Origin of the sequence: Desulfosporosinus sp. I2, assembly GCF_000960765.1 — a bacterium.
Taxonomy (GTDB): Bacteria; Bacillota; Desulfitobacteriia; order Desulfitobacteriales; family Desulfitobacteriaceae; genus Desulfosporosinus.
This window is the reverse complement of record NZ_JYNH01000073.1, coordinates 1-22,169: the sequence shown is the minus strand read 5'-3', so window position 1 is coordinate 22,169 and position 22,169 is coordinate 1. Positions and strand designations below refer to the sequence as shown.

The 22,169-nt window shown below is 40.7% G+C and carries 22 protein-coding genes and 1 tRNA gene; 8 read left to right on the top strand and 15 right to left on the bottom strand.

Features of this window, described 5'->3' with window-relative positions; all coding sequences use genetic code 11:
• The 7 genes from ygfK to UF75_RS15850 all read right to left on the bottom strand — a co-directional run.
• A partial coding sequence (ygfK, locus tag UF75_RS15880) for a putative selenate reductase subunit YgfK (RefSeq protein WP_045575567.1) occupies positions 1-3,066 on the bottom strand: 3,066 nt, incomplete at its 3' end.
• 100 nt (positions 3,067-3,166) lie between these two features.
• A complete protein-coding gene (xdhC, locus tag UF75_RS15875) occupies positions 3,167-3,670 on the bottom strand; it encodes a xanthine dehydrogenase subunit XdhC (protein WP_045575566.1) in 504 nt (167 codons plus the stop codon).
• Entirely contained in the window at positions 3,663-4,544 is an 882-nt protein-coding gene (xdhB, locus tag UF75_RS15870; protein WP_045575565.1) for a xanthine dehydrogenase FAD-binding subunit XdhB, read from the bottom strand. The genes xdhC and xdhB overlap by 8 nt, the downstream gene beginning before the upstream one ends.
• A gap of 15 nt (positions 4,545-4,559) precedes the next feature.
• Positions 4,560-6,920: a xanthine dehydrogenase molybdenum-binding subunit XdhA gene (gene xdhA / locus UF75_RS15865; RefSeq protein ID WP_045575569.1), complete on the bottom strand. Its 2,361-nt coding sequence runs from the start codon at positions 6,918-6,920 to the stop codon at positions 4,560-4,562.
• Between the two features lie 341 nt (positions 6,921-7,261).
• Positions 7,262-9,034 carry a sigma 54-interacting transcriptional regulator gene (locus UF75_RS15860; RefSeq protein WP_045575564.1) on the bottom strand — a complete coding sequence of 591 codons (1,773 nt, stop codon included), beginning with the start codon at positions 9,032-9,034 and terminating at the stop codon, positions 7,262-7,264.
• Positions 9,035-9,144: 110 nt separating this feature from the next.
• On the bottom strand, positions 9,145-9,426 hold the full coding sequence (locus UF75_RS15855; RefSeq protein WP_045575563.1) for a DUF1294 domain-containing protein: 282 nt from the start codon (positions 9,424-9,426) through the stop codon (positions 9,145-9,147).
• 21 nt (positions 9,427-9,447) lie between these two features.
• On the bottom strand, positions 9,448-10,008 hold the full coding sequence (locus tag UF75_RS15850) for a UbiX family flavin prenyltransferase (RefSeq protein ID WP_045575562.1): 561 nt from the start codon (positions 10,006-10,008) through the stop codon (positions 9,448-9,450).
• 183 nt (positions 10,009-10,191) lie between these two features.
• On the opposite strand from UF75_RS15850, the gene UF75_RS15845 reads away from it, so the two are divergent.
• Positions 10,192-10,278: transfer RNA gene (locus UF75_RS15845), tRNA-Leu, on the top strand.
• 801 nt (positions 10,279-11,079) lie between these two features.
• Here the strand turns inward: UF75_RS15845 and UF75_RS15840 are convergent.
• Complete coding sequence (locus UF75_RS15840) at positions 11,080-11,796, bottom strand: 4Fe-4S binding protein (protein WP_045575561.1); 717 nt, start codon at positions 11,794-11,796, stop codon at positions 11,080-11,082.
• Between the two features lie 102 nt (positions 11,797-11,898).
• Here UF75_RS15840 and UF75_RS15835 point away from each other — a divergent pair, with 102 nt between their 5' ends.
• The 4 genes from UF75_RS15835 to UF75_RS15820 all read left to right on the top strand — a co-directional run bounded on the left by UF75_RS15835 (position 11,899) and on the right by UF75_RS15820 (position 14,474).
• Positions 11,899-12,594: a Crp/Fnr family transcriptional regulator gene (locus UF75_RS15835; protein ID WP_045575560.1), complete on the top strand. Its 696-nt coding sequence runs from the start codon at positions 11,899-11,901 to the stop codon at positions 12,592-12,594.
• A gap of 76 nt (positions 12,595-12,670) precedes the next feature.
• The gene (locus tag UF75_RS15830; protein ID WP_045575559.1) at positions 12,671-13,552 is read left to right on the top strand and encodes a phosphatidylserine decarboxylase; all 882 of its coding nucleotides are present in this window, start codon (positions 12,671-12,673) and stop codon (positions 13,550-13,552) included.
• A 445-nt stretch (positions 13,553-13,997) separates the two neighbouring features.
• Positions 13,998-14,213 carry a DUF2892 domain-containing protein gene (locus UF75_RS15825; protein WP_045575558.1) on the top strand — a complete coding sequence of 72 codons (216 nt, stop codon included), beginning with the start codon at positions 13,998-14,000 and terminating at the stop codon, positions 14,211-14,213.
• Between the two features lie 63 nt (positions 14,214-14,276).
• On the top strand, positions 14,277-14,474 hold the full coding sequence (locus UF75_RS15820) for a DUF3006 domain-containing protein (protein WP_045575557.1): 198 nt from the start codon (positions 14,277-14,279) through the stop codon (positions 14,472-14,474).
• Between the two features lie 1,268 nt (positions 14,475-15,742).
• On the opposite strand, the gene UF75_RS15815 is transcribed toward UF75_RS15820, so the two are convergent.
• Positions 15,743-15,961 carry a hypothetical protein gene (locus UF75_RS15815; RefSeq protein ID WP_045575556.1) on the bottom strand — a complete coding sequence of 73 codons (219 nt, stop codon included), beginning with the start codon at positions 15,959-15,961 and terminating at the stop codon, positions 15,743-15,745.
• 25 nt (positions 15,962-15,986) lie between these two features.
• Positions 15,987-16,226: a hypothetical protein gene (locus UF75_RS15810; protein ID WP_045575555.1), complete on the bottom strand. Its 240-nt coding sequence runs from the start codon at positions 16,224-16,226 to the stop codon at positions 15,987-15,989.
• 585 nt (positions 16,227-16,811) lie between these two features.
• Between UF75_RS15810 and UF75_RS15805 the strand changes: the two genes are divergently transcribed.
• Positions 16,812-17,717 (top strand): hypothetical protein, encoded by a 906-nt coding sequence (locus UF75_RS15805; RefSeq protein WP_045575554.1) that lies wholly within the window; start codon positions 16,812-16,814, stop codon positions 17,715-17,717.
• Between the two features lie 228 nt (positions 17,718-17,945).
• On the opposite strand, the gene UF75_RS15800 is transcribed toward UF75_RS15805, so the two are convergent.
• Both UF75_RS15800 and UF75_RS15795 read right to left on the bottom strand, forming a co-directional pair.
• Positions 17,946-18,248, bottom strand: coding sequence for a DUF5661 family protein (locus tag UF75_RS15800; RefSeq protein ID WP_045575553.1), 303 nt, complete (start codon positions 18,246-18,248; stop codon positions 17,946-17,948).
• 98 nt (positions 18,249-18,346) lie between these two features.
• The gene (locus UF75_RS15795) at positions 18,347-18,574 is read right to left on the bottom strand and encodes a universal stress protein (protein ID WP_082075182.1); all 228 of its coding nucleotides are present in this window, start codon (positions 18,572-18,574) and stop codon (positions 18,347-18,349) included.
• 346 nt (positions 18,575-18,920) lie between these two features.
• On the opposite strand from UF75_RS15795, the gene UF75_RS15790 reads away from it, so the two are divergent.
• Positions 18,921-19,331, top strand: a complete 411-nt coding sequence (locus UF75_RS15790; protein WP_045575552.1) for a membrane protein — start codon at positions 18,921-18,923, stop codon at positions 19,329-19,331.
• Between the two features lie 117 nt (positions 19,332-19,448).
• Here UF75_RS15790 and UF75_RS15785 read toward each other — a convergent pair whose 3' ends face one another.
• Positions 19,449-19,754: a hypothetical protein gene (locus UF75_RS15785; protein ID WP_045575551.1), complete on the bottom strand. Its 306-nt coding sequence runs from the start codon at positions 19,752-19,754 to the stop codon at positions 19,449-19,451.
• 396 nt (positions 19,755-20,150) lie between these two features.
• On the opposite strand from UF75_RS15785, the gene UF75_RS30175 reads away from it, so the two are divergent.
• The gene (locus tag UF75_RS30175; RefSeq protein WP_242860262.1) at positions 20,151-20,309 is read left to right on the top strand and encodes a hypothetical protein; all 159 of its coding nucleotides are present in this window, start codon (positions 20,151-20,153) and stop codon (positions 20,307-20,309) included.
• Between the two features lie 94 nt (positions 20,310-20,403).
• Here UF75_RS30175 and UF75_RS29190 read toward each other — a convergent pair whose 3' ends face one another.
• Together UF75_RS29190 and UF75_RS15780 are read right to left on the bottom strand one after the other, a co-directional pair.
• Positions 20,404-20,547 (bottom strand): hypothetical protein, encoded by a 144-nt coding sequence (locus tag UF75_RS29190; protein ID WP_197079431.1) that lies wholly within the window; start codon positions 20,545-20,547, stop codon positions 20,404-20,406.
• Positions 20,548-20,792: 245 nt separating this feature from the next.
• The coding region (locus UF75_RS15780) for a M3 family oligoendopeptidase (protein ID WP_045575550.1) at positions 20,793-22,169 on the bottom strand (1,377 nt) is incomplete at its 5' end.

Here is a 22,169-nt window from a genome sequence, read left to right as displayed (position 1 = left end):
GTTTAAAACTTTATACAGATATTCATAGTCTTTATAAACAGTCCAAATAAAGGCCGCAACCTTGTCATCAATCGGCACATCTGTTTGGCCTGCTTCATTAAACTTCACCTTTTCGACTTTCTCCTCTAGGCGAAGCATAAATTCCCCACGGCTACCACCCTCTAAGAAATAGAAGCCAGTATTAGGGCTATCCCGGAAATCTTTCTCCGTCCAAAATAGGGTCATCTTAACCTTGTAAGGCTCACTGGAATACGGGCAAAAGGTCCCGCAGTTTCCGCAAACATTACACATTCCGTCCATGTGTAAGATCTGATCAATATTAGTGAGTCCTTTGCCCTTGACCGGAATCATCAAGTTAGCGCGGTTTGGGCAAACCTCGGCACAGATATTACAAACTTTATTACACTCTAAACATCGAGCTGATTCAAGTTTGTGATCGGCGACAGGTTTCATAACCCCTTTCTTTTCGGAAATTTCCAACAGCTGTTTCTGATTATTAAAGGAAATCTTGGTTACATACTCCTGTTTAAATCCGAGCTGCTCTTTTTCAAGAATGGCTTTAGCTACGAGGGTTCCGTGCTTTGCAGCTCCGACCACCGTCCAAGGTCCTACCAGGGCATCCCCCCCGATAAAGACATTTTCTACACTTGTTTCCAGCGTTTCCTCATTAACGAAGATTTTGCCCTTTTCCTCTAGTTTGATACCATTGCTCTTGAGCAGGTCATAATCAATCAACTCACCAATCGCGGACAAAACAGTATCGATTGGCAATTCTTCGAAGGTCCCCTCTTTAGCTACAGGTCTCCTTCGTCCAGAAGCATCCGCCTGACCCAACTCCATCACTTGACATTTTAAGACGCCTTCAGTCAGCGAAACAGGAGCAAGAAGTTCCTTAAAGATAACTCCATCTTTCATCGCATAGACTAATTCTTCGTGATCTGCAGGCATGTAGTCTTTCGTTCTACGGTAGACAATATAGACGTTCTCTACCCCTTTCACTCTTAGGGCAGCCCGAGCCGCATCCATCGCAGAGTTACCCCCTCCAACGACCGCGACGTTTTTTCCGAGCTTTAAGGAATCTCTGTTCGCATTAAAGGTTTCTAAGAAGGGAATCGCTCCCATCACGCGCTCAGTATCTCCCTTAAGCTCTAGCTCATTAGACTTTCCTGCGCCAATGGCTAGATAAACATACTGGAACCCTTTCGCTTTGTAATCTGCCACAGAAACGATGGGATCAATCCCAAATTCGAACTTTACCCCCATTTTCTCGATGAGCTTAATGTCCTTACTGATCGCTTCTCTAGAGATTCGGAAGTCTGGTATAACATATTCCACCGTACCGCCGGCTTTCTGACGTTTGTCAAAGACAGTGACCTCCATGCCACCTTTGGCCAGAAAATAGGCCGCAGCAAGTCCAGATGGACCCGCTCCAATCACAGCAACTTTGGCAGAGGACTGAGGCTTTAGGGCAGGAATCTTCTTCATATAGGCATCAAACCCTTTTTCTGCAGCCACCAATTTCTGCCCTCGGATATGCACTGACTCATCATAATCCAGGCGGGTACACTTGGTCATACAGTTATGGGTACAAATCGTTCCTGTAATGAAGGGGAATGGATTTTTAGACACAATAACATCGAACGCCTCTTCATAGCGTTCTTCGCCAACCAAGCGTAAATACTCCGGAACATCCTGTTCAATGGGGCATCCCACAGTACAAGGGGCAATGAAGCAATCAAAGACAGGTAACTTCAGCTCTGTTTTCCGATTGATCATATCGCTCTTTTCTTTGAGATGATTAGCATCGTCAAACGCACCTTCGGCAAGAGCTCTTAACTTTTCCATATTAAGTTTATTAGACTCTTGTTTTGTCATCAGAGGATCTAAGAGATCGGCTAATTGTTTGAAGCGCATATAAGCGCCAGGCTTTAATAGAGTGGTCGCAACCGTAATCGGCTGAATTCCCGTCTCAAAGATTCGGTCAATATTAAAGGCATCCGCTCCACCCGAATAGGAGATTTTGAGATCCCCATCGAACTCCGAGGCCAATTTATACGCCAAATTAATCGTTAACGGATACAGCGCTCGACCGGACATGTACATTTCTTCGCCCGGCAATTCAGATTTCGTAATCCTTACAGGCAAGGTGTTAGACATCTTGACGCCAAAGTCTTTTTGTTTCTCCAGTGCGAAAACTTTGAGACGTTTCAACATCTCAACCCCATCCTTAAACTGGAGGTCATGAGTAAAGGACTCTTCTTTAAGTTCAATATACTTGTAACCCATTTTATCGAAGGTGTTCCTTACATATTCATATCCCAAAAGCGTAGGATTCATCTTCACAAAGGTATGCAATTTCTTTTCGCTGATTAAGTATTTTATGATAGCTTCGATTTCTGCAGGAGGACAGCCATGCATGGTCGATAGAGTAATCGACGTGCAAATAGTAGGTGAAATTTGTTCAATAAAGGTACGATCGACCTTTTCAAACTGGTCAACATTTTCGAGTAAAGAAGCCAGACACTCTTTAAAAATTGGAGTTTCAGAAGCATTTTTAAGCCCTTCAATAAATTGATCGACTTTAGGAGATTGAATCCCCTTCAAATCATACCCTACACTCATGTTAAACATAAAGCGACGATCACTTTGGTTAAAAAACTCCTTTTGTAGAACATGGAGCGCAAACCAAGCTTTTACATACTCGTTAAAGGCGCCCATAATCGGAAGCTCAGTAGACCACTCCGTGTTATAGCATTCGTCCTCTGCCAGGATACAGGGCTTAGGAATCTCTAACTCATCCATGATCTGTACAGATTTTAACTCGAAGAAACGACTACCGCTTAGATACGATGCGATAATATTTTGCGCAAGTTGGGTATGAGGACCAGCAGCAGGACCAACTGGAGTATCCATAGTTTCTCCAAAGAGTTGAATCTGTTGGTTATTCTTCTTTTGGAAGAATTTAACCTCAGATACGCCGAAAATAGTTTGTGTTCGTTTATATTCCTCAAACATCCAATTGACCAGTTTCTTAAAGGGAATCTGGATCATCTTATCATTCATCATTATTCATCATGCCTCTATTCTATAATTATTGGTCGATTTATGGATTAATGGAAAGTTCAAATGAAGTTAAATTCAATTGAACTTTAAAAATGTCACCTGATTACCCTTTATAATGAGGGCTGTCCACACACGTGCAAACATGTCCTTCTAAAGACTTTTCCGCCGCTTTCAAGATATTCTGGTATCCTGTACACCGGCATAAATGACCTGAAAGTTCTCGTTTAACTTCGTCTTGAGTAAACTCTTTGCCACTTTCCGCCATTGCGGTCGTGGTTAGAACAAGGCCAGGTGTGCAGAAACCGCACTGGACAGCCCCCTCCTCGACAAACGCTTTCTGCACGTCAGAGAGTTCCCCGTTTTTCGCAGCCACGCCCTCAATCGTTCTAATTTCCTTACCATCTGCCCAGACTGCTAAGTAAATACAAGTATCGTAAGGTGTACCATCAATAAGCACGCTACAGGCGCCACATTCTCCAACCGAGCACCCTTGTTTGGCACCCGTAAAACCTAAATGATTTCTCAAAACATCCAGCAATGATTCCCGAACATCCACCTCAAAATTATAAGCTTTTCCATTCACCGTAAAGGCAATTCGTTTAAACAAGTTCCGCACCTCCCGCGTTGACAACGGCAATTTTTAGAGCTCTTTGCGTCAATTCTTCCACAAGGTGTTCCCGATACTCTTTGGAAGCCCGCCACGAAGTCCGAGCCTTGGCCGATTTAACCGCGAGCTTTCCGATCTCTGCCAATGTTTCCGAAGAAATTTTCTTACCCTTGGCATACTCTTCTGCTTCGAGGCACCTTAAAGGAGTTGGCCCTGCAACCCCAAGTCCAATTCTAACCTCGGCAAAGTTTCCGCTTTGCACTTTGCAGACCACCGCCACTCCAAGTGTGGCAATATCCATCGCTTCGCGCATGGAAAATTTAATATATTGCCCTCCGAAACCTTTGTAATCTTCCGGTGCGATCAGAATCTCCGTAAGAATTTCCCCAGGGTTCAAAGCGACTTTACCAGGTCCCAGATAGAATTCACGGATTGGAACAAGGCGTTCCCCGTTTTTAGCCTGCAATTTCAACTGTGCGTTAAGGGCAAACAACGAAGAGGCACTATCCGCAGACGTCGCACCGTTGCAAACGTTTCCACCGATCGTGGCAATATTCCTAATTTGTGGTCCACCCATAGAGATAGCCGCTTCCGTTAAGATAGGAATTAGTTCTCTGAGAATAGGATTGTTGAAAACCGTGGAGAAGGTGGCCATTGCCCCGATCACAATTGTCCCATCGTCTGCAACTCGAATATGTTCCAAGGATTTGATCTTACGAAGACCCAAGAGCTCAGCACCCTCAAGTTGCCCTCCGTGCAGTTTAATGAGCACATCTGTCCCACCTGCGATAAGTTTTAGATTAGGGTTTTCCGCCAGGAGCGCAGTAGCCTCACTAACAGTTTCAGCATCATAGTATCCTTTTATATCGTACATTTCATCACCCGCCTTCTAGATTGTTCCAGCTTCTTTAAGTTTTTCGAAAACGCGTTGCGGAGTCATCGGTATCCGATTAAACGCCACATTCGTAGCATCCAGCACTGCATTGCGAATAGCAGGAGCAGGAGAAACAATCGGAGGTTCTCCGAGTGATTTTACGCCAAACGGCCCCGTTGGATCCTCTTTTTCTACAAAAGCCGCCCCGATTTTCGGGGTATCCATAATCGTAGGAAGTTTATAATCCAGCAAATTATTGTTAAGAGGTTTACCCGTTGCCTCATCAAAGAGTAATTGTTCGGATAGGGCATAGCCAATCGCCATACTGACCCCACCATGGACTTGTCCCTCTGCCAGGAGTGGATTAACGATCTTCCCAGAATCATGCACATTATAAATTTCCAAAATCTTAATCTTCCCGGTCTTGATGTCAACTTCCACCTCAGCAAAGGTGACCCCAAACGGAATCGCATTAATGCGAGCATTATTTGAAACATCACTCGTAATCGGTTGAGCATGGACTCGATCATAGTACGACTGCATCGCCACAACTTCCAAAGCTTGTACTTTTTCACCAGACTCTTTAAAAACGATCCATTGATCTTTAAGATCTAAAAGATGCGCTGGAGTATCCGTCATGCTATGGCAAAAGCCAAGGACTTTTTGCTTAATTTCTAAGGCCGCCTTTTCTACAGCCATACCTGTAACGTAGGTTTGCCGCGAAGCATAAGACCCCGTATCAAAAGGGGTAATATCCGTATCTTGAGTGGAGATGACATGGACCATATACATCGGAAGACCGAGGATCTCGGCCACCATTTGGGCGAAAACGGTATCACTCCCCTGTCCGATTTCTGTCGCACCTAATTGCAGTTGAACTGAACCATCTTGGTTCATAACTATACGCACTCCCGCAAGCTCTAAGGCGACAGGATAGGTTCCCGAAGCATAGCTAAAGCAAGCCATCCCTAGCCCTCGACGTTTGTCACCACTTTGCTTCTTGTACAAGGCCTTTTTGGCGTCCCACTTGATTAATTCTCTACCCTTGTCGATACATTCGCGAATAGCACAACTCATAATCTTATTTTTACTTAACGGTTCCACAAACCCAACTTCAACTAAGTTTTTCTTTCGTATCTCGATAGGGTCCATATTAAGTTTCTTCGCAATATCCTCGATATGAGATTCAAACGCAAAGAATATCTGGGGTGTCCCATACCCTCGCATTGCTCCAGCAACCGGCAAATTGGTATACACCGTTATAGGGTCATATTTCAAAGCTTTTGTCGGATAGAGATAACGGAATTTACCTCCTCCACTACTGGCAATAGAATGACCATGTGAAGCGTAGGCCCCAGTATTCGAAACAGCCGAAATATGAATCCCATTGATTTTCCCATCCTGGTTGATTCCCGTTTTGATTTTAAACTTGAAAGCATGACGAGTCCTAGTGTCAATCATCGCTTCTTCCCGAGAAAGTTCCAGTTTGACGGGTCGTCCACCCACCGCTAAACTCATAGCCGCATTCAAGGGTTCAATCGTCACATCCTGCTTATTACCAAATCCGCCACCCACGTAAGGCTTGATTACTCGTACCCGACCCCAAGAAATCCCCAGGGATTGAGCCACGATTCTGCGCACAATATGTGGGATCTGGGTCGAAGTCATGATCACAATTCTTCGATCTGAATCCACATACGCATGAGATACCTGATTTTCCAAATGGCAATGCTGTACGATACTTGTTTCGTACTCCCCTTCAATAACATGATCCGAGTCTTTAAAGGCCTCTTCAATATTCCCTATCTCGTAACCGCCCGAAGCCAGAATGTTTCTTTCGCAGTCATCATGAATCAAAGGGGCACCTTCTTTAAGGGCTGCCTCAGTGCTAGTCAAAGCTTCTAGCACTTCATATTCAACCTCAATTAGCTTTAAGGCCTTTGCGGCGATAAGGGCATCCGTTGCCACCACCGCGGCGATATTATCTCCCACGAATCGCGCCTTTTGCGTTAGAATATGACGATCTTCTTTATCCCGGTGGCTTGAATCAAGCGAAAAGGGGTGGCCTGCAGTTCCATATTTAAGTTCTGCAACACTCACTTCATCCGTGGCAATAGCCTCTATCACACCAGGCATGGCAGTAGCGTATCGAATTTCCGGCAGATCTTTGTACGTTAAAACAGCCTCAACTCCAGGTAAAGCCTTCGCTTTACTTACGTCGATCGATTTGACAATCGCATGGGCATAGGGACTATGTAGGACTTTCCCGATTAACATATCTCGTTCAGAAAAGTCATCCGTATATTTAGCCTTCCCTGTTACCTTAGCCACTGCATCGACTCTTGAAACGCTTTGTCCCACAACTGTATAAGCCATATGATTTCCCTCCGTCCCTAGCATTGATAAAGATCCCTCTGACGATCAGAGTTCCTTTTTTCAGAGATTGAATGAATCTAATCCTAATTGTACCGTGCAATATTCATGCCAACGTCTGCAAATCCTGAAAAGAGCTAAGTGGGTGCCTTTGCGATATTATTCAGAGGACAGATCTTATCATAATGATAACATCTGTCCTCAAACATCTTTTATAAACAAAGGTATTAAGTATTTCTCAAATTGATAACTTATTTCTCATAATGAGTATCTATTATCGATTTGAGAAACTAAAATTAAGCAAATCCCAAGCCTGAGATGGGAGACCATCTCAGCTTTCCTAATTACTCAATGTTATAGCGCGCTAATTTTCGGTATAAAGTTGCAACTCCAATTCCTAAGGCCTTGGCCACTTTCTCTTTCCCCCGAACACCGGCTTCAGCCGCTTGATAACAGCGAAGAATCGTTTCCCGTTCCAAACTTTCGAGATTAAACCCCTTGAGTTCTTCAGGATTATAATGGGTAGTCTTCAATCTCGGCGATAAATGGTCTGCAGTTAAAGTAGAGTCTTCAGCCAAATTCATGGCATATTCAATCACGTTTTGAAGTTCGCGGACGTTACCTGGCCAAGAATAGTCTTGTAGACGTTCGCGAAATTCGTCCGTTAAAAACTGAACCTTTTTATTAAGCTGCTGATTGTAATCTTTAATAAAATTCTGCGTCAAAATCTCCAAATCTTCTTTTCTATCTCTTAGAGGTTTAATATCAATCGGAATCACATTGATCCTGTAATACAAATCTTCGCGAAACTCGCCTTTAGCCATCATTTGCTCAAGATCACGATGTGTAGCTGCGATGACGCGTACATCGACCGAAACCGGAGTTATCCCCCCAATTCGTTCAATTTGCCGCTCTTGTAGAACCCGAAGAATTTTGGCCTGTAAAAACAAGGGCATATCTCCAATTTCATCGAGAAACAACGTCCCTTTATTGGCTAATTCGAATTTCCCGATCTTACCCCCTTTGCGTGCGCCAGTAAAGGCACCCTCTTCGTATCCGAACAGTTCACTCTCCAGCAACGTTTCTGGAATCGCCGTGCAATTAATCGCCATAAACATCCCTTGTTGTCTTGGACTAAGATTGTGAATCGATCGGGCTAACATTTCTTTCCCTGTCCCACTCTCCCCCCGAATCAATACTGTTGATTTCGTGGTAGCCACAACCTTCGCTCTTTCTCGAATTTGAACAATGCTTTCACTCGTTCCCAAGATATCATCAATCGTATACCCTGCATCTTGAAGAGAAAGTCGATTAACAATTCGACCGATTTCATCAAACGGTCGCAAGGTGACAGCGATGCTTTTCACTCCATCTTCACCTTCGATGGGCAGCGCACGCAAAACCATCTGGACTCGATTCTTCTTGGTTTCGACGTGTACTTCGCGTTCAATAACTTCATCCATATTTTTTCCTACGCTTAGAATGTCCGAAACAATTTGTGACGAGAATAAGGATTTAAGTTGACTCCGTGGGGTAAGCAAATTGGCGCTAAACAAACGTTTTGCTGCTTGATTAAAGTGAAGGACATTTCCACCGAGATCCACCGTAAGAAGCCCTTCTTCCAAACAGTCAATAATAGAATTTAGATAGTGATTGGACGATACCAGACCCGCCATAAACTCTTGTTCCTTCAACTTCAAGGCAATAGTCTCCGCCATTTTCGTTAAAAAAATAAGATAGGATTGCTGATTTTCTTGGATGAGCCTTGCTTGGGCATCGTTAAAGCAGATCAGTCCGATTGCCCCCACAGCTTTTCCGTCTACATTGATCGGGGATACCACTTCATACTTTTCAGAGCAATTTCCCCTCGCTTTACACGGAGTACACAGTGGATGGGTTCCCGGAGTTTCAATGACAAACTGATGTCCGGTCCTTAGCACTTCCTGATACACATATCCCTGCCGGTCCATCGATAGACCTACCCCTTTATGATACCTTCCCGTTCCAGCAATACGTACTAGATTATGATCCGCTATTTCAATATCGATTTTCACAACAGTGGCAATTGCTTCCGCAATTTGTTGTGCATAATCTTTAACGGCCATAAGTTCAACCATTGAGTTACCCCCATAACTATTATTCTCATAAAGTCTTATAATATGACAATTTTCTTCCGAATAGCTTCTTTTCTTTATTCGATAAGAGTTTCAAATAACCTTTGGGTCATTTAAATATAATAAAACCGAAACATCACATACCCTAACATTAAAAGATTCACAAGAATACATATAGGAGCACCTATAACGAACTTTTTATGGTGAGTCTTATGGTGGAAATACCTCATCCCCGAGTAGAGCCCAAATCCACCTAAGGCAAATCCCATAAGAAGTAGATTAAACTCCGGAATCCTCCAACTTCCTAATTTAGCTAGGCGCTTATCTCTACCCATAGTAATGAAAACATAACTATTCCAAATGAATAAGGCCCCCAGAAATATTTCAATTCTCACAATTCTCGTCTCCTCCTATAATCAAACTCCACTCCAACGTTTAAAGAGTGTATTTTCAATTCCAAACTGATCTAATACTTTGCCAACAACATGGTTCACTAAATCTTGCATCTCCTTAGGTTGGTGGTAAAAGCCTGGCGAAGCTGACATAATCGTCGCACCAGCACGTGCCAGCCGCAACATATTCTCCAAGTGAATAATATTGAAAGGCATCTCTCGAGGGACCACCACTAAAGGGCATCGCTCTTTCAACGTCACCTGAGCCGCTCGAGCCAAAAGATGATCCCCTGTACCCGTCGCCATTAAACCCAGTGTGTTCATGGAACACGGAATCACGACCATCCCAGCTGTTCGATAAGAACCACTGGCCAGCGAAGAAAACAGGTTATCGTTCTCATGGATATGCACATTTTCTGGGAAGGCAGAGCGTTCAATGCCAGTTTCATAAGCAAGTACCTTTTCACCGGTTACCGACATAATTAACTCAACCTGCCAATCCATCAACGCCAAAGCATTCATAAGTGTCGTTGCATAAATTGAACCACTTGCCCCCGTAACCCCCACAATTAATCGTTTTTCCATTGGGCACCTCCCAAACTGAAAATCTCTTTTTGTAGTCATAAGCTACCCTCTTTCTGTCGCACCCATACGAAAGACCCCTAGCATAATTAATGCAGGAGCCTTATATTTCGAATATTACTTTATTGTATCATACAACTTATCATTGACAAACTACTTATTTTCTCATATAATAACTTTTGTTACGCGGTCGTGGCGGAACTGGCAGACGCGCTAGATTCAGGTTCTAGTGCTCGCAAGGGCATGGAGGTTCAAGTCCTCTCGACCGCACCAAATATGGGTTTAAGGGTAAATTGAGTAATCAATTTGCCTTTTTTGTTTTTTATGCTTATGCACTAGATTCGGTACATTAAACAGCACTAGATTTCTAGGGCAATACGCATTTATTTATGAAAAATCTAGCAGGGAACAACAAAAGAAAGGATTATTTATTATGACTAGAAAACAGCAGTTGTTTCCCCTGTCAAACGAAAATCGAGAAAGATTCAAGTACCTACTGATTACTCGATTCAATTTGATGACTATCTCATTCATTGTGAGGAACGAAATCTGACTCAAGGTACTGTTGAAAGTTATCGCTTTTATTTAGGGTAATAGAGGGAAACTTGCATACAAGACCATTCATGATAATTTAATGGAATATGGTAAGCAAGCCAATATCGATCCTAGAATCAGAGTTAGCCCTCATACCTATCGTCACACCTACGCTATAAATTACCTCAAGAATGGAGGGTCTACAGCATCACTCAGGGAGCAATTAGGACATCGAACTATTGAAACAGTTGAGAAATATTTATATTGGTCATCCGATGATAAATTAGAAGAATTCTAAAAATATAGTCCATTGGATAATTTGGAATTTTAGAGATTAAAGGGAGTGTCCGTCAGGGACACCCCTTCTCTAATTTAGTAGAAGCCTTCAGTAACAATGGGTTTATAGAAAATGCGAAGCTAATTAATATGATCGCCTTTGGAGTATTAAGAGGTTGGTATTATCTCACGAAGATAATGTAAAATAAAACAGGTGGATAGATGCTTGTCTAAGCTTATCTATCCACCTGTTTTAGCCTGAAATTAATCTTCTAAAATTCTTCCATCGGTTGAGATTGTTACAACATTCCAGGGAATCGTTTTTCCGCTGTTTGACAAGGCTTTCTTTACAGCTTGAAGAATCCCTCCACAGCAGGGGACTTCCATTTTTAATATTGTGACGCTTTTTATTTCGTGTTGCTTCAGTATCGCAGTCAGCTTTTCTGAATAATCAATGTCATCTAGTTTGGGACAGGCTATCAGAGTAATTTTATTGCGCATGAACGTTTGGTGAATGTTCGGGTAGGCAAAGGCTGTGCAGTCAGCTGCGATCAGTAAGTGAGCGTTATCTAAGTAAGATGCGTTTATGGGTACTAGTTTTAACTGGCAGGGCCACTGACCAAGCTGGGAGTGTAAGTTTTCATTGGCGAGAACGGGTGTGGATTCAAGTTGCTTTTTGGTAAGCAGTTTTGCTTGGGTACCAGGGCAACCACAGGGAAGAGCAGCTTCAGGCTGAGGCTTGCTTTTCTCTATATGCTTCTTGACCGCCTCTTCGTCATATTCGGCCGTTTCACGTTTCTCAAGGACGATAGCTCCGGTCGGGCACTCAGGCAAACAGTCACCAAGACCGTCACAATAACTTTCGGAAATAAGACGTGCTTTTCCGTCAATGAGTTGTAAGGCTCCTTCGTGACAGGCAGTCACGCAAAGGCCGCAGCCGTTACATTTGGATTCATCTATTTTTATTATGCTTCGTTTCATGCTTAGAACCCCTTTCAAACGATTTGTTTTAACAGCTTCATTATATTACAATAAAAGAACTAAGTCGGTATCTGAGGATACATAAACAAGGCGGTGATGAAAATGTTTGAAAAATATCTTGAAGAAGTTTCAAAAACGAGCTTATTCCAAGGGATTGAAAGAGTTGATATTCTAGCCATGCTTAATTGCTTGAAGCCTAGGGTGTGCAGTTATAACAGAAACGATTATATAGTAACCGGTGGGGATCCTTATGAAAGCGTTGGCATAGTTCTTAAGGGTGCAGCAACGGTTAGTAAAGAGAATGCTGAAGGGAACAGGATTGTGATGACACTTCTGAAGCAAGGGGATATTTTCGGCGAAATAATAGCCTTTTCCAGCCAAATGAACTGGCCAGCAACTGTTCAGGCACAAGAGACTTGTGTAGTTCTCTTCTTGCCGAGGGGAAAAATTGTCGGGGAATGTGACAGGATGTGCTCATGGCACAGGACTCTTATTCAGAATTTCTTAAGGGTAATCTCTGAGAGAGCGATGATGTTGAACAAGAAGGTTGAATATCTTACGATCAAGAGTATGCGAGGGAAAATCAGTACATATTTGCTGGAACAATATCGTAGGGAAGGAGATGTAAATATTACTCTGCCGTTAAATCGGAATGAACTTTCGGATTTTCTAAATGTCTCCCGTCCATCCATGTCAAGAGAAATGAGTAAAATGAAAGATGAGGGAATTATTGACTTTCATTTTACTGCAGTTAAAATTAGGAATATAGAAGGTTTAAAGCATATGAGTGCTTTATAATAAGAGGCTTGAATGTAGGCTTCTTACTAAATAGGCATATTGTTTAGAAAAATGATGAAGAAAAAATGAGGTAAACATGATTAAGTTTTATAATAGAAAAACGGAAAAATATGAAATTGAACTAGTGGCAGGAGAATCTTATATTAATTGGATATACTCCTCCCCTCTGGGAATGAAAATCTTAGAGCTGTTTGTCAAGAAAAAGATTACTTCTAGAATTTGCGGGTATTATTGTGATAGAGCTATAAGCAAAATTAAAATAAAAAAATTTGTAAACGAATTTAAGATTGATATGGCACGCTTTGAAATGCCTGAAAAGGGTTTTAATAACTTTAATGAATTCTTCTATCGAAAATTAAAAAAGGAAAAAATTAACATAGAGAGTGATAAGAAGATTTTAATATCTCCCTGTGATGGGAAAATTCTGGCTTATGAGAACATTGATATAAAGATGCTTATCCAGATAAAAGGGATAACTTATTCTTTAGCAGAGCTAATAGGACATGATTCTATAGATTCAAACTATACAGAAGGCAGTTGCCTTATTGTTAGGTTGCCCCCCTCAGATTATCACAGATTTCATTTTGTGGACCATGGAACTTGTAGTCCAACAACAAAGATCAAAGGATTTTACTATTCCGTAAATCCTACATCGTTAAATCGAATCAAGAAGATCTTCTGCGCAAATAAACGCGAATGGAGCGTTCTAAACTCAGAAAATTTTGGGGAGATACTGTATGTTGAAGTAGGTGCTACTTTTGTAGGTTCCATTATACAAACATACAATAATAAAAAAGTAGAAAAGGGAGATGAAAAAGGTTATTTTAAGTTTGGTGGTTCAACCGTCATCTTGTTTCTAAAAAAAGATGTATGTAAAATTGACAAGGATATCATAGAGCAAACTGCAAAGGGAATGGAATGTAGTGTAAGTTTGGGAGAAAGAATTGGTTCCAAGTAAGGAAAAGATATTACGAAGTGCATTGGCTATTGAAGTATGATTGGCAGGGCTCATAATGGAGTATTTAGGCGGGGTTGTCGAGAGAATTACCTACGAAAACGAGGGCAGGCTTTAGTGTCATCAAAATAAAAGCCAAAGGTTATTCGGATCTTGTAACGGCAGGAAATTCTTATAGATTATGAGAGTAAGATAAATAAACAGCACAACGTCATGTTTCCTTCACCTCTTTTAGGATTTATCTATTAAATTGAGACAGGTATCCCTTGGTTGAAAGTGGATAGTTTTGCTTTCTTACGGATTTCTCCTTTAAAGAACCGAGCTATCTGTCGAAAGTTATGGGCAATAATTTTTAAGTAACTCTTGACCTTTAGAAAGGAATACCTTATGCTTAATGCTATATACCCCCCTACCTTTCGGGGGTATATAGCATAGGAGGTGTAGAATTATGTACATCGTAAACGGTAAAGGTTCATGGATTCGCTTGATCGCCGGTTTTTTTGTGTTCGTTAGTGTCCTGTTAGCCGTATTTGTCAGCAACTATTGGCTGATTTTTACCGGGTTTGTAGGTATTATGTTAATGACTTCGGCATTAACAGGTTTTTGTCCAATGGAACTTATACTTAAAGCCCTAGGTGTAGAACAGCGTAAGATTTCTTCTTAACAAACATCAAAATTACTTGAAGCCTAAGTTACTTTTAAGTCGAATTGAATCGAAATCTAATGCATGGACCAACCAAGGCAGACAAACCTTAGCCTTAGCGACTTTGCGATAGTTGAAGTCGATGGTCAAGCAATGAAAGATATTCCTAAAACCGATATTTCTGCAACAGCTAAAGAAAGCGATGCTCTAAAATCAATTAATGGAAAGTACGAAGTCGATATTGAGGAACGAAACGGATTAAAGATGAAGCTGAAAAGCTAATGAACAATTTGTGGAAATAAATGGGAAGGTCTTTCATCAGACATAGTTTAGTTGGAAAGAGGCTAATGTGAAGATTAAGTCTCTTTCTTTTAGATATCTCTAGTAATTTAAGCGTAAAATTCCTCACCTTGCAAATAAGGTGAGGACTCAACTCATCTTATTCCTTTTGGCTTGTTTTAGGATCAGGTAAAATATTCCATCTATGATTTATTCCTTGGCCTTCTTCAATTCATCGACGGATCTTTCGATCGCCCTTACAGATTCAATCAGTCCCGAATTTGCTTGCTGCACTCCGTTGCGGACAGCCATTTTAATGATGTAGTATATGAGTACAAGGCTCGAGACCCAGAGTGACAGGAAAAGAAGAAAACCATAATTATTTGATCATTCTTTCAAAAGAGCCCTCAGCTGCTGCGCTGAGGGCTCTTTTGGCTATTTATCGTTCCACATAGATTCCTTAAGCTTTTTTATTTTCGCCCGTCTCTTCACGGTTTCCTCAGGTGCTGCTACATATCGTCCATCACTGTACAAAAAGCAGTCGCCAGGCCTTAATTCTTTCGGAAGTTCGTTAAGAGGAACATCTTTAAAGGAGAGATTCCTTCTTTATGGTAATTTTACTTTTTTATGGTTGAAGACTTAATATGCAATTTTCACTTTCGTGTCACACCGCGAGTGGTAGCATATAGTTTAGCCGGAGCAGTTGAAAACTGTTTCCTTTAGCGGATAATTGATTGTATTATCTTACATTTAGTGGTCATACTGTTCGAATATATAACGTCCATCTACTGGATGAAGTGTCATAATCTCTTATTTCAGAATTATTTGTATGAATGCGGACGAATACCCTATTCATCAATGGCATCATTGAGTCAGTTTGAAATTATTATTTTATGACGTTATAACTAACTCTAAGGCGTTTGAAATTGTCCAAATGAATAAAGTAACACTCAATCCATTGATAAGCTTAAAAGTTAAATGAATTAATTTGGTGATTTCTGCATTTGCCTGCTAATGACCGATATATTGGTATTAGTGCGTATACCGCAAAAAGGATAAAGGAATAGCAAAGGGCCCCCACCGTTTCCGATGAGAGCCAAATGAGTAGGACGAGTGATTTTACAAGGGATATCTTTCCCCGGAATCGGTATATCGATGCGAGTTATCTAGGGTTAAGAATGCTCCTCTTCTGTCACTTTCCTTATATAGAATCTAACTCAACTTTCACCCGATGACTGTACGAAAGTTGTGGCGGAGGAAATCAGGAGTATTCAGGAGTATTCAACATATTCAACTTCTGATATTGCTACAGTATCTATTTGACCTGTTTCTTCCAGCAAAATGCGGAAAAAATTCTCGCCTACTTTTTTGATGATCCCTTCTATTTTTACTCCTTCTCCTCCTCTATTTAAACCTACATTAACTGACTGACCTGTATCCTCAGCGTATTCTAATGCTTCTGTAATGCCTTCATATTTTTCATGACTCATATTTTGCTTGCCTCCTTCTTTTAGCTTAATCTGCCATTCCAAATTCGACTGATTTTACGGCGTATTTTGCTATTATAGCTTTGTCTATATCTTGTCCTGGTTCAACAGGTTCGGCTGGTTCCAGCCAGACACGAAATGATGTCTCCCATAGTCTTTCGACAATTACTCCTTCTAGAGTTACACCGCTATACAGGCCTATTGTAACTTGTTGGCCCGTTTTATAAGCGATTTTTAATGCTTCTCTAACCGATAACTCTTTAGCCATTATATTACCTCCTTTTTACATCTTACTTAATAATATGCAAAAACGGGACAGGAGGTTCACCACTTTGCTTTCCTGAAAAAAACTATGGTTAATTCGGGGCATAAAAGGCCCTCACCGTTTCCGATGAGGGCTAAAAACCAAAAAAGGGTGGGAGCTTAAAGGCTCTCTCCCTCTACATCTTCCACAGAAACCGCTTGCAGGTACTAATCTCAAACTTAATCTCAACGGCTTCAGCTCTCCATTAATCTCGCTCTGACACTTGAAGATAAGCATGTAATTACCGGCATGCTTTTCTTCCGCTACTGTTTACGATCTGCTCAACGTCGATCATGCGGCCGACATATGCAAAACGAGCCGGCGTAGGATTACCGGATAGATCAACTTTTCTAACAAACTAAGAAAATAAAAAGTTCAAAGGCTTTCATCCCAATTAAATAGGTCCCTACCAGGTCCCTACCATATTAGACTAAAGTCCTAATTCTATAGGAAGCTTTTCCCTAATCATAGAAATAGTCTAGATTTAGTTTTTTAAATCGTTATAATTTAATTAATCAAGCAATTAATTCTTTAAAGGAAGTGAAATCAATGAAAAACTTAAAGTTTATGGCATTTGCCCTATTATTATCCCTTAGTGTGCTCCCTCTGAGTGCTCCAGTTGCCTTAGCAGAAGACACGACTACTATAGGTCCAACTACTTCAATAGACATGACCACAACTTCGTCTACTGATACCACAACTATTGATACCACAACTACTTCAACCGATACCACTACAACTACTTCTAACGAATGGTTAACACAGCTTATCAATAAGCTTCAAACCATTTTAGCCACTAACTCTACAACACAAACTGATACTTCTGGGGGACAAACACTAGATAACACGACCCAAACTGATGCTACTCAAGAAACTCAAGTTGCGTTTAATGGAAATGCCAAAAACTTAGTAGCAGCTCAAGACTTTTTGACAAAACTTACATCAACTGATTCAGAAACGTTGCAGAAACTTGAATCAGCTCTTAGTAAGACACCTGCTAAAAACATAGAAACGTTAGCGGGTCTACTCGATAAGCTTCCTTCTCAAGCCTCGGAAAAAGTAGCCATTAATATTGTTCGTTCCATGGAAAAGAGTATCGCCAAGATGGAGAAAAAAGAACAACAAAAAACTACTGAAGAAACCACAACCACTACAGATGATAACGATACAGCGACAATATCTACCGAAGATAATAGCGATACAGCGACAATATCTACCGAAGATAATAGCGATACAGCGACAATACCTACCGAAGATCAAAGTGTATTGACTGAAGAAGAGCAGGCAGCTTTGAACACACTTGATCAAACTTTTGCAAGTGAGACAATAGCAGAGGCTAAAACTAAGGTAGAACCTAAGGAAGTCAAAGCTAATAATCAAGGAAAATCAATTTCATCAGAACAACATCAAGGTTCCAGTAGATCTCATGAAGGTGGGTCAAAGGGTCGTCGATAGAAAATAAGATCGCTAATTTGAAAGAGTCGGTTCGTCATTAGGCGGATCGGCTCTTTTGTTGATTTAATTATGAATCTTCCAGAGATACCGTTCCCGTTAAAATTTTAGCAGGAACATATATGAAATTTCTATTGCAATAAAGTATGAAGACAGACAATTAGTTCATCAATCGTCTGTCTTCATAGAATTACCGTAAGACCCCTTATTAGAATTCAACCCCACCAACTATTAAACTATTTGGATCCTTTTACCTCTGGGATCCCCTTTAAACGCTTTAATAACGTGTTCCCAAGCTTCCAAACCGATATCTTCGTTATAGTAAAGATGCGTTTCATTTAAATGTGCTTGGGCGATCTTACCAGTAACCAACGGATCATCATTGGATACATTGGTATGAGGATCGACTGTCCCGTGTTCTAATTCTATATTTAATCCCTCTAAATATTCTTCTGCTATAAAACCCACGCTATCAAAATCAATCCCAAGTTGCTTTGCAATGTTTATTGCTTCAGTCATTGTAAATTTCTTCATTGGTTACCCTCCATTCGTTGTTAAGAATTTTGTTGCTTTCTATTTCACAATAAGAATAGAGCATTTTGCTCCATGGAGAACCTTTTGGAGGTATTGCACTACTTAACTATAAGCACAGGGCAATGAGCTTGAGCCAGAACATGTTGAGTTACGCTTCCTATTACTGCGCCGGCAATGATTCCATAACCGTGGCTACCCATTACTACTAAATCAATATCTCTTTTGATCTCTTCAATAATCGCAGTTGCAGGATAACCCGAAGAATGCTTCTTATGTATCGGTACATCCCCAACATCGATACCTGATAATGCCGACTCATAATCCATATTTCTTTCTATTCGACATAGCAATTTGATATCCTTCTTTTTTTATAATTATTATAATATTTATTTTTGTATAAGTATCTGCAAACTGCTATAAGTCAACTATAAAAATGGAAAAGCTAAGGAGGCCTAAGTATAAGAAACAATCATATTGAGCTACCCCTAAACTATTGATCTCTAACGTATAAGTTTTTAGAAGAACTATATAATAGCCAAGTCTAAAGACATTGTGTATACCTTCGGACGCGGAGGTTTCTTTTTTCTTCACGGCTAATCGTAAGGACCAAGATCCAAAATTTACACTCATTTTCAAACGATTGATCCTTAAAAATCAGGGCATGCTAATGCCATGAAAATTCTCAAACGCTTCATAATTTACGGAATCATCGGCCTTGTAATTGAGGTCATTTATACGGGTTTGGCCTCCCTCCTTAAAGGAGATTTCAGTATGCAAGGGTTTACCTTTTTAGTTATGATGCCCATTTATGGACTGTCAGTCTTTCTTGAACCTTTGCATAACCGCATACGGCCTTTTCCATGGTGGATCCGCGGCTTAGTGTATTTGGCCACGATTTGGATGATTGAATATTCTAGTGGTGTTATTCTAGCGGGAGTCTTAGGTGATTGTCCTTGGCACTACTGTGGAAAATTAAACATCAATGGGTACATTACCCTTCGTATGGCCCCAGAGTGGTTTATTGCCGGTTTAGGATTTGAATATCTTCATGATTTGTTAGACGAGTTACCTCTCAAAATATGATGCAGTAGTTTTCATGGTTAAAGACGTTTTCGTTAACCATGAAAAGAAAAAAAGAAGGGATAAGCAATAAGTCCTCCCTTCGGCAAGTATTGTAATTACAAAAATCACAAATTAGAATTAAATGGTTATCCACTTTCCAATTCTATACATTTTAGTTTCTGCATTTGACGATGATTCTGGCCATATAACCAAGTTATCTGAGTTTACCTTGAAATCCGCACCACATTTAGCACAAACTGCTGACGTGGATTGCCACTCATTATTGGTTCCAATTAGGTCTTCAGCACCGAAGAATTCTACTTCTCCAAACATACTAACGCTTAATTCGGCCGATTCTATAGATTCACCTGACTTATTTAGGGCATCGATTCTAAGAACACCTTTACCACAGATTGGGCATGCAACACCAGTTACTTGAGACATGTTTGTTTCCTCCTCTTATATTTTATTCGAGGGCATGAGCAAGTTAACTGCACTTCTCTTGCTCTAATTATTACATAAGATTCGAATAAAACTTGTCATAAATAGTCGAGCAAAAAAAATCCCTAAAAAGACTAATCACTGATTTCTTCCTTCGGATTCAAAGAATAATTTTCGATTAGAATAAAAGTTGCTATACCAATGAAATAAGTAAGGATTATATAGACAACTTAGCAATGTTTCCAAAAAAGTAAAACTATTGAACCTCACTTTTCGCCCATTAGCGAACTTCTTTCCCATTGACATAATGAGCGTAAAGCTAGAGTTATCTTAGGTACAGCGGAAACAGAGATTGCCATCAAGTTTGCCGAAGCAGCAAAATCCTACGGAAATAATCCGGTGGCGTTACAGCTAAGGGCCATGAATATTCTTTACGAAGGGATTAAGGAAAAAGGTGCTCTGGTTATTGTACCCAGCAATGTAGTTGAAACTATGGGCTTAGGTTCAATCGCTGGACTTACATCTATGGCGAAATATCCGCCGTCTGAAAACGGCTAATTGGGTACCAATCATGAAATATATGCATAAAAAAAGACTACCTCTAACGTTAGAAATAGTCTTTTGCTTGGCTAAAAAAGTTACAAGCTAGCAATTAGCTTTGCAATTTGGCAATCACAAAAACAATGACAATAATCGCCGCGCTTATGCTTCCAAGAATGTTGAAAACGTGTTCTCTATCTTCTCTTTCCTTAGATGCAATTAATAGTTCTGCGTTGTACTCACTGTTTATCGACAATATACCCCCTCCTTACTAAATACTAACTACTTTTATTGTTCCGAATAGTTCCTATATTCTCTATAAATGGGTATAATCCTTTTTTCTAAAAGTGAGAATTTCCCAGTCAACAGGCAAGAGATTACTTCTAACCTAAAGAACCCCAGTGCCTCGTGCAAAATATTACTAGACATAGAAAAACTACCTCGTTCAGAGATAGTTTTTCGTTTGTACTGCGTACCCTCTTCTGTTAATAATTTCATCAATCACAGCTTAGAATCGTCCACTCCATCAAGCCAATCTTCTACGACCTTAACCACAGATTCGATGCACCCATCTTTAAATGGAGAAACCAAATCAGCTAAGTTGACCAGTTCCAAGAAAGATTGACTGCCCCCAGCCTGACATAGCCTCAGGTAGTCTGCCCAAGCTGATTCACGATTTTCACGAGACCTCTTCCAGAACTGGAAGGCACAAATTTGAGCTAAGGTGTAATCGATGTAATAAAACGGATCTCCAAATATATGCCCTTGTTGATGCCAATAACCACCACGTTCAAGATAGTCGTTGTCTTCATAATCTCGATGAGGCAGGTATTTCTTTTCGATCTCTCTCCAAGCTGCTTTTCTGTCTTGGGGTGAGGCTTCCGGATGAGCGTATACAAAATGCTGGAATTCATCAACACTAACCCCATAGGGAATGAAGAGTAAAGCCTCGCTCAAATGGGTGAATTTATATTTGGCAGTGTCTTCTTTGAAGAAAAGTTCCATCCAAGGCCAGGTCAAAAATTCCATGCTCATAGAATGGATCTCACAAGCCTCATAGGTTGGCCAGTGATATTCAGGTATTTGATAGTTTTTACTGCAATAAACTTGAAAAGCATGTCCGGCCTCATGTGTCAAAACGTCAATATCCCCTGATGTGCCGTTAAAATTCGAGAAGATAAAGGGCACCTGATATTGACCGATAAAAGTACAATAACCGCCACCCGCTTTCCCCTTTTTACTAACTAAATCCATCAACTCATTGTCAATCATAAACTGAAAAAATTGACCTGTCTCTTTGGACAACTCATTGTACATACGTCGTCCATTATCCACAATCCACTCTGGATCCCCTTGAGGCAAAGCATTACCGGTTAGATAATTAAACTTCTCATCATAATAAGGCAGAGTTGCCGACCCCAGCCTCCTCCTTTGTCGTTCCCGCAGTCTACTAGCCACTGGAACAACAGAGTCTTTGACCTGTTTACGGAAGTTTGCCACCATATCTGGAGTGTAGTCTGAGCGTAACATCCTAGCATAGCCAAGTTGGATAAAATCTTCATAACCCAATTTCTTGGCAATACGCGCTCGTACTTTAACCAAGCCATCGTAGATTTCATCCAACTTCTGTTCATTGGAGTTAAAGAAAGCGTATTTAGCTTGATTGGCTCGTTTCCGCGTAGCTCGATCAGTTGATAACTGAAACGGAACCAAGCCCGGTAGATTTCTCTCTTCCCCTTCGAACAATATCTTTGCCGAAGCGATAAGCTTAGTATAATCACTGGAGAGTTTGTTTTCTTGTTGTAAGTCTTCAATAATTTCCGGAGCAAAGGTTTGAAGGGTTAGTTCAGCTTTGACAAAAAGCTGTTTTCCCCACTT

What these genes read in the sequence shown, in the direction of transcription:
- xdhB (WP_045575565.1), bottom strand. Translation starts at nt 4,544, where the DNA reads ATGTACGATATAAAAGGATACTATGATGCTGAAACTGTTAGTGAGGCT.
- xdhA (WP_045575569.1), bottom strand. Translation starts at nt 6,920, where the DNA reads ATGGCTTATACAGTTGTGGGACAAAGCGTTTCAAGAGTCGATGCAGTG.
- UF75_RS15860 (WP_045575564.1), bottom strand. Translation starts at nt 9,034, where the DNA reads ATGGTTGAACTTATGGCCGTTAAAGATTATGCACAACAAATTGCGGAA.
- UF75_RS15850 (WP_045575562.1), bottom strand. Translation starts at nt 10,008, where the DNA reads ATGGAAAAACGATTAATTGTGGGGGTTACGGGGGCAAGTGGTTCAATT.
- UF75_RS15840 (WP_045575561.1), bottom strand. Translation starts at nt 11,796, where the DNA reads ATGAAACGAAGCATAATAAAAATAGATGAATCCAAATGTAACGGCTGC.
- UF75_RS15835 (WP_045575560.1), top strand. Translation starts at nt 11,899, where the DNA reads ATGTTTGAAAAATATCTTGAAGAAGTTTCAAAAACGAGCTTATTCCAA.
- UF75_RS15830 (WP_045575559.1), top strand. Translation starts at nt 12,671, where the DNA reads ATGATTAAGTTTTATAATAGAAAAACGGAAAAATATGAAATTGAACTA.
- UF75_RS15825 (WP_045575558.1), top strand. Translation starts at nt 13,998, where the DNA reads ATGTACATCGTAAACGGTAAAGGTTCATGGATTCGCTTGATCGCCGGT.
- UF75_RS15820 (WP_045575557.1), top strand. Translation starts at nt 14,277, where the DNA reads ATGGACCAACCAAGGCAGACAAACCTTAGCCTTAGCGACTTTGCGATA.
- UF75_RS15815 (WP_045575556.1), bottom strand. Translation starts at nt 15,961, where the DNA reads ATGAGTCATGAAAAATATGAAGGCATTACAGAAGCATTAGAATACGCT.
- UF75_RS15810 (WP_045575555.1), bottom strand. Translation starts at nt 16,226, where the DNA reads ATGGCTAAAGAGTTATCGGTTAGAGAAGCATTAAAAATCGCTTATAAA.
- UF75_RS15805 (WP_045575554.1), top strand. Translation starts at nt 16,812, where the DNA reads ATGAAAAACTTAAAGTTTATGGCATTTGCCCTATTATTATCCCTTAGT.
- UF75_RS15800 (WP_045575553.1), bottom strand. Translation starts at nt 18,248, where the DNA reads ATGAAGAAATTTACAATGACTGAAGCAATAAACATTGCAAAGCAACTT.
- UF75_RS15795 (WP_082075182.1), bottom strand. Translation starts at nt 18,574, where the DNA reads ATGGATTATGAGTCGGCATTATCAGGTATCGATGTTGGGGATGTACCG.
- UF75_RS15790 (WP_045575552.1), top strand. Translation starts at nt 18,921, where the DNA reads ATGAAAATTCTCAAACGCTTCATAATTTACGGAATCATCGGCCTTGTA.
- UF75_RS15785 (WP_045575551.1), bottom strand. Translation starts at nt 19,754, where the DNA reads ATGTCTCAAGTAACTGGTGTTGCATGCCCAATCTGTGGTAAAGGTGTT.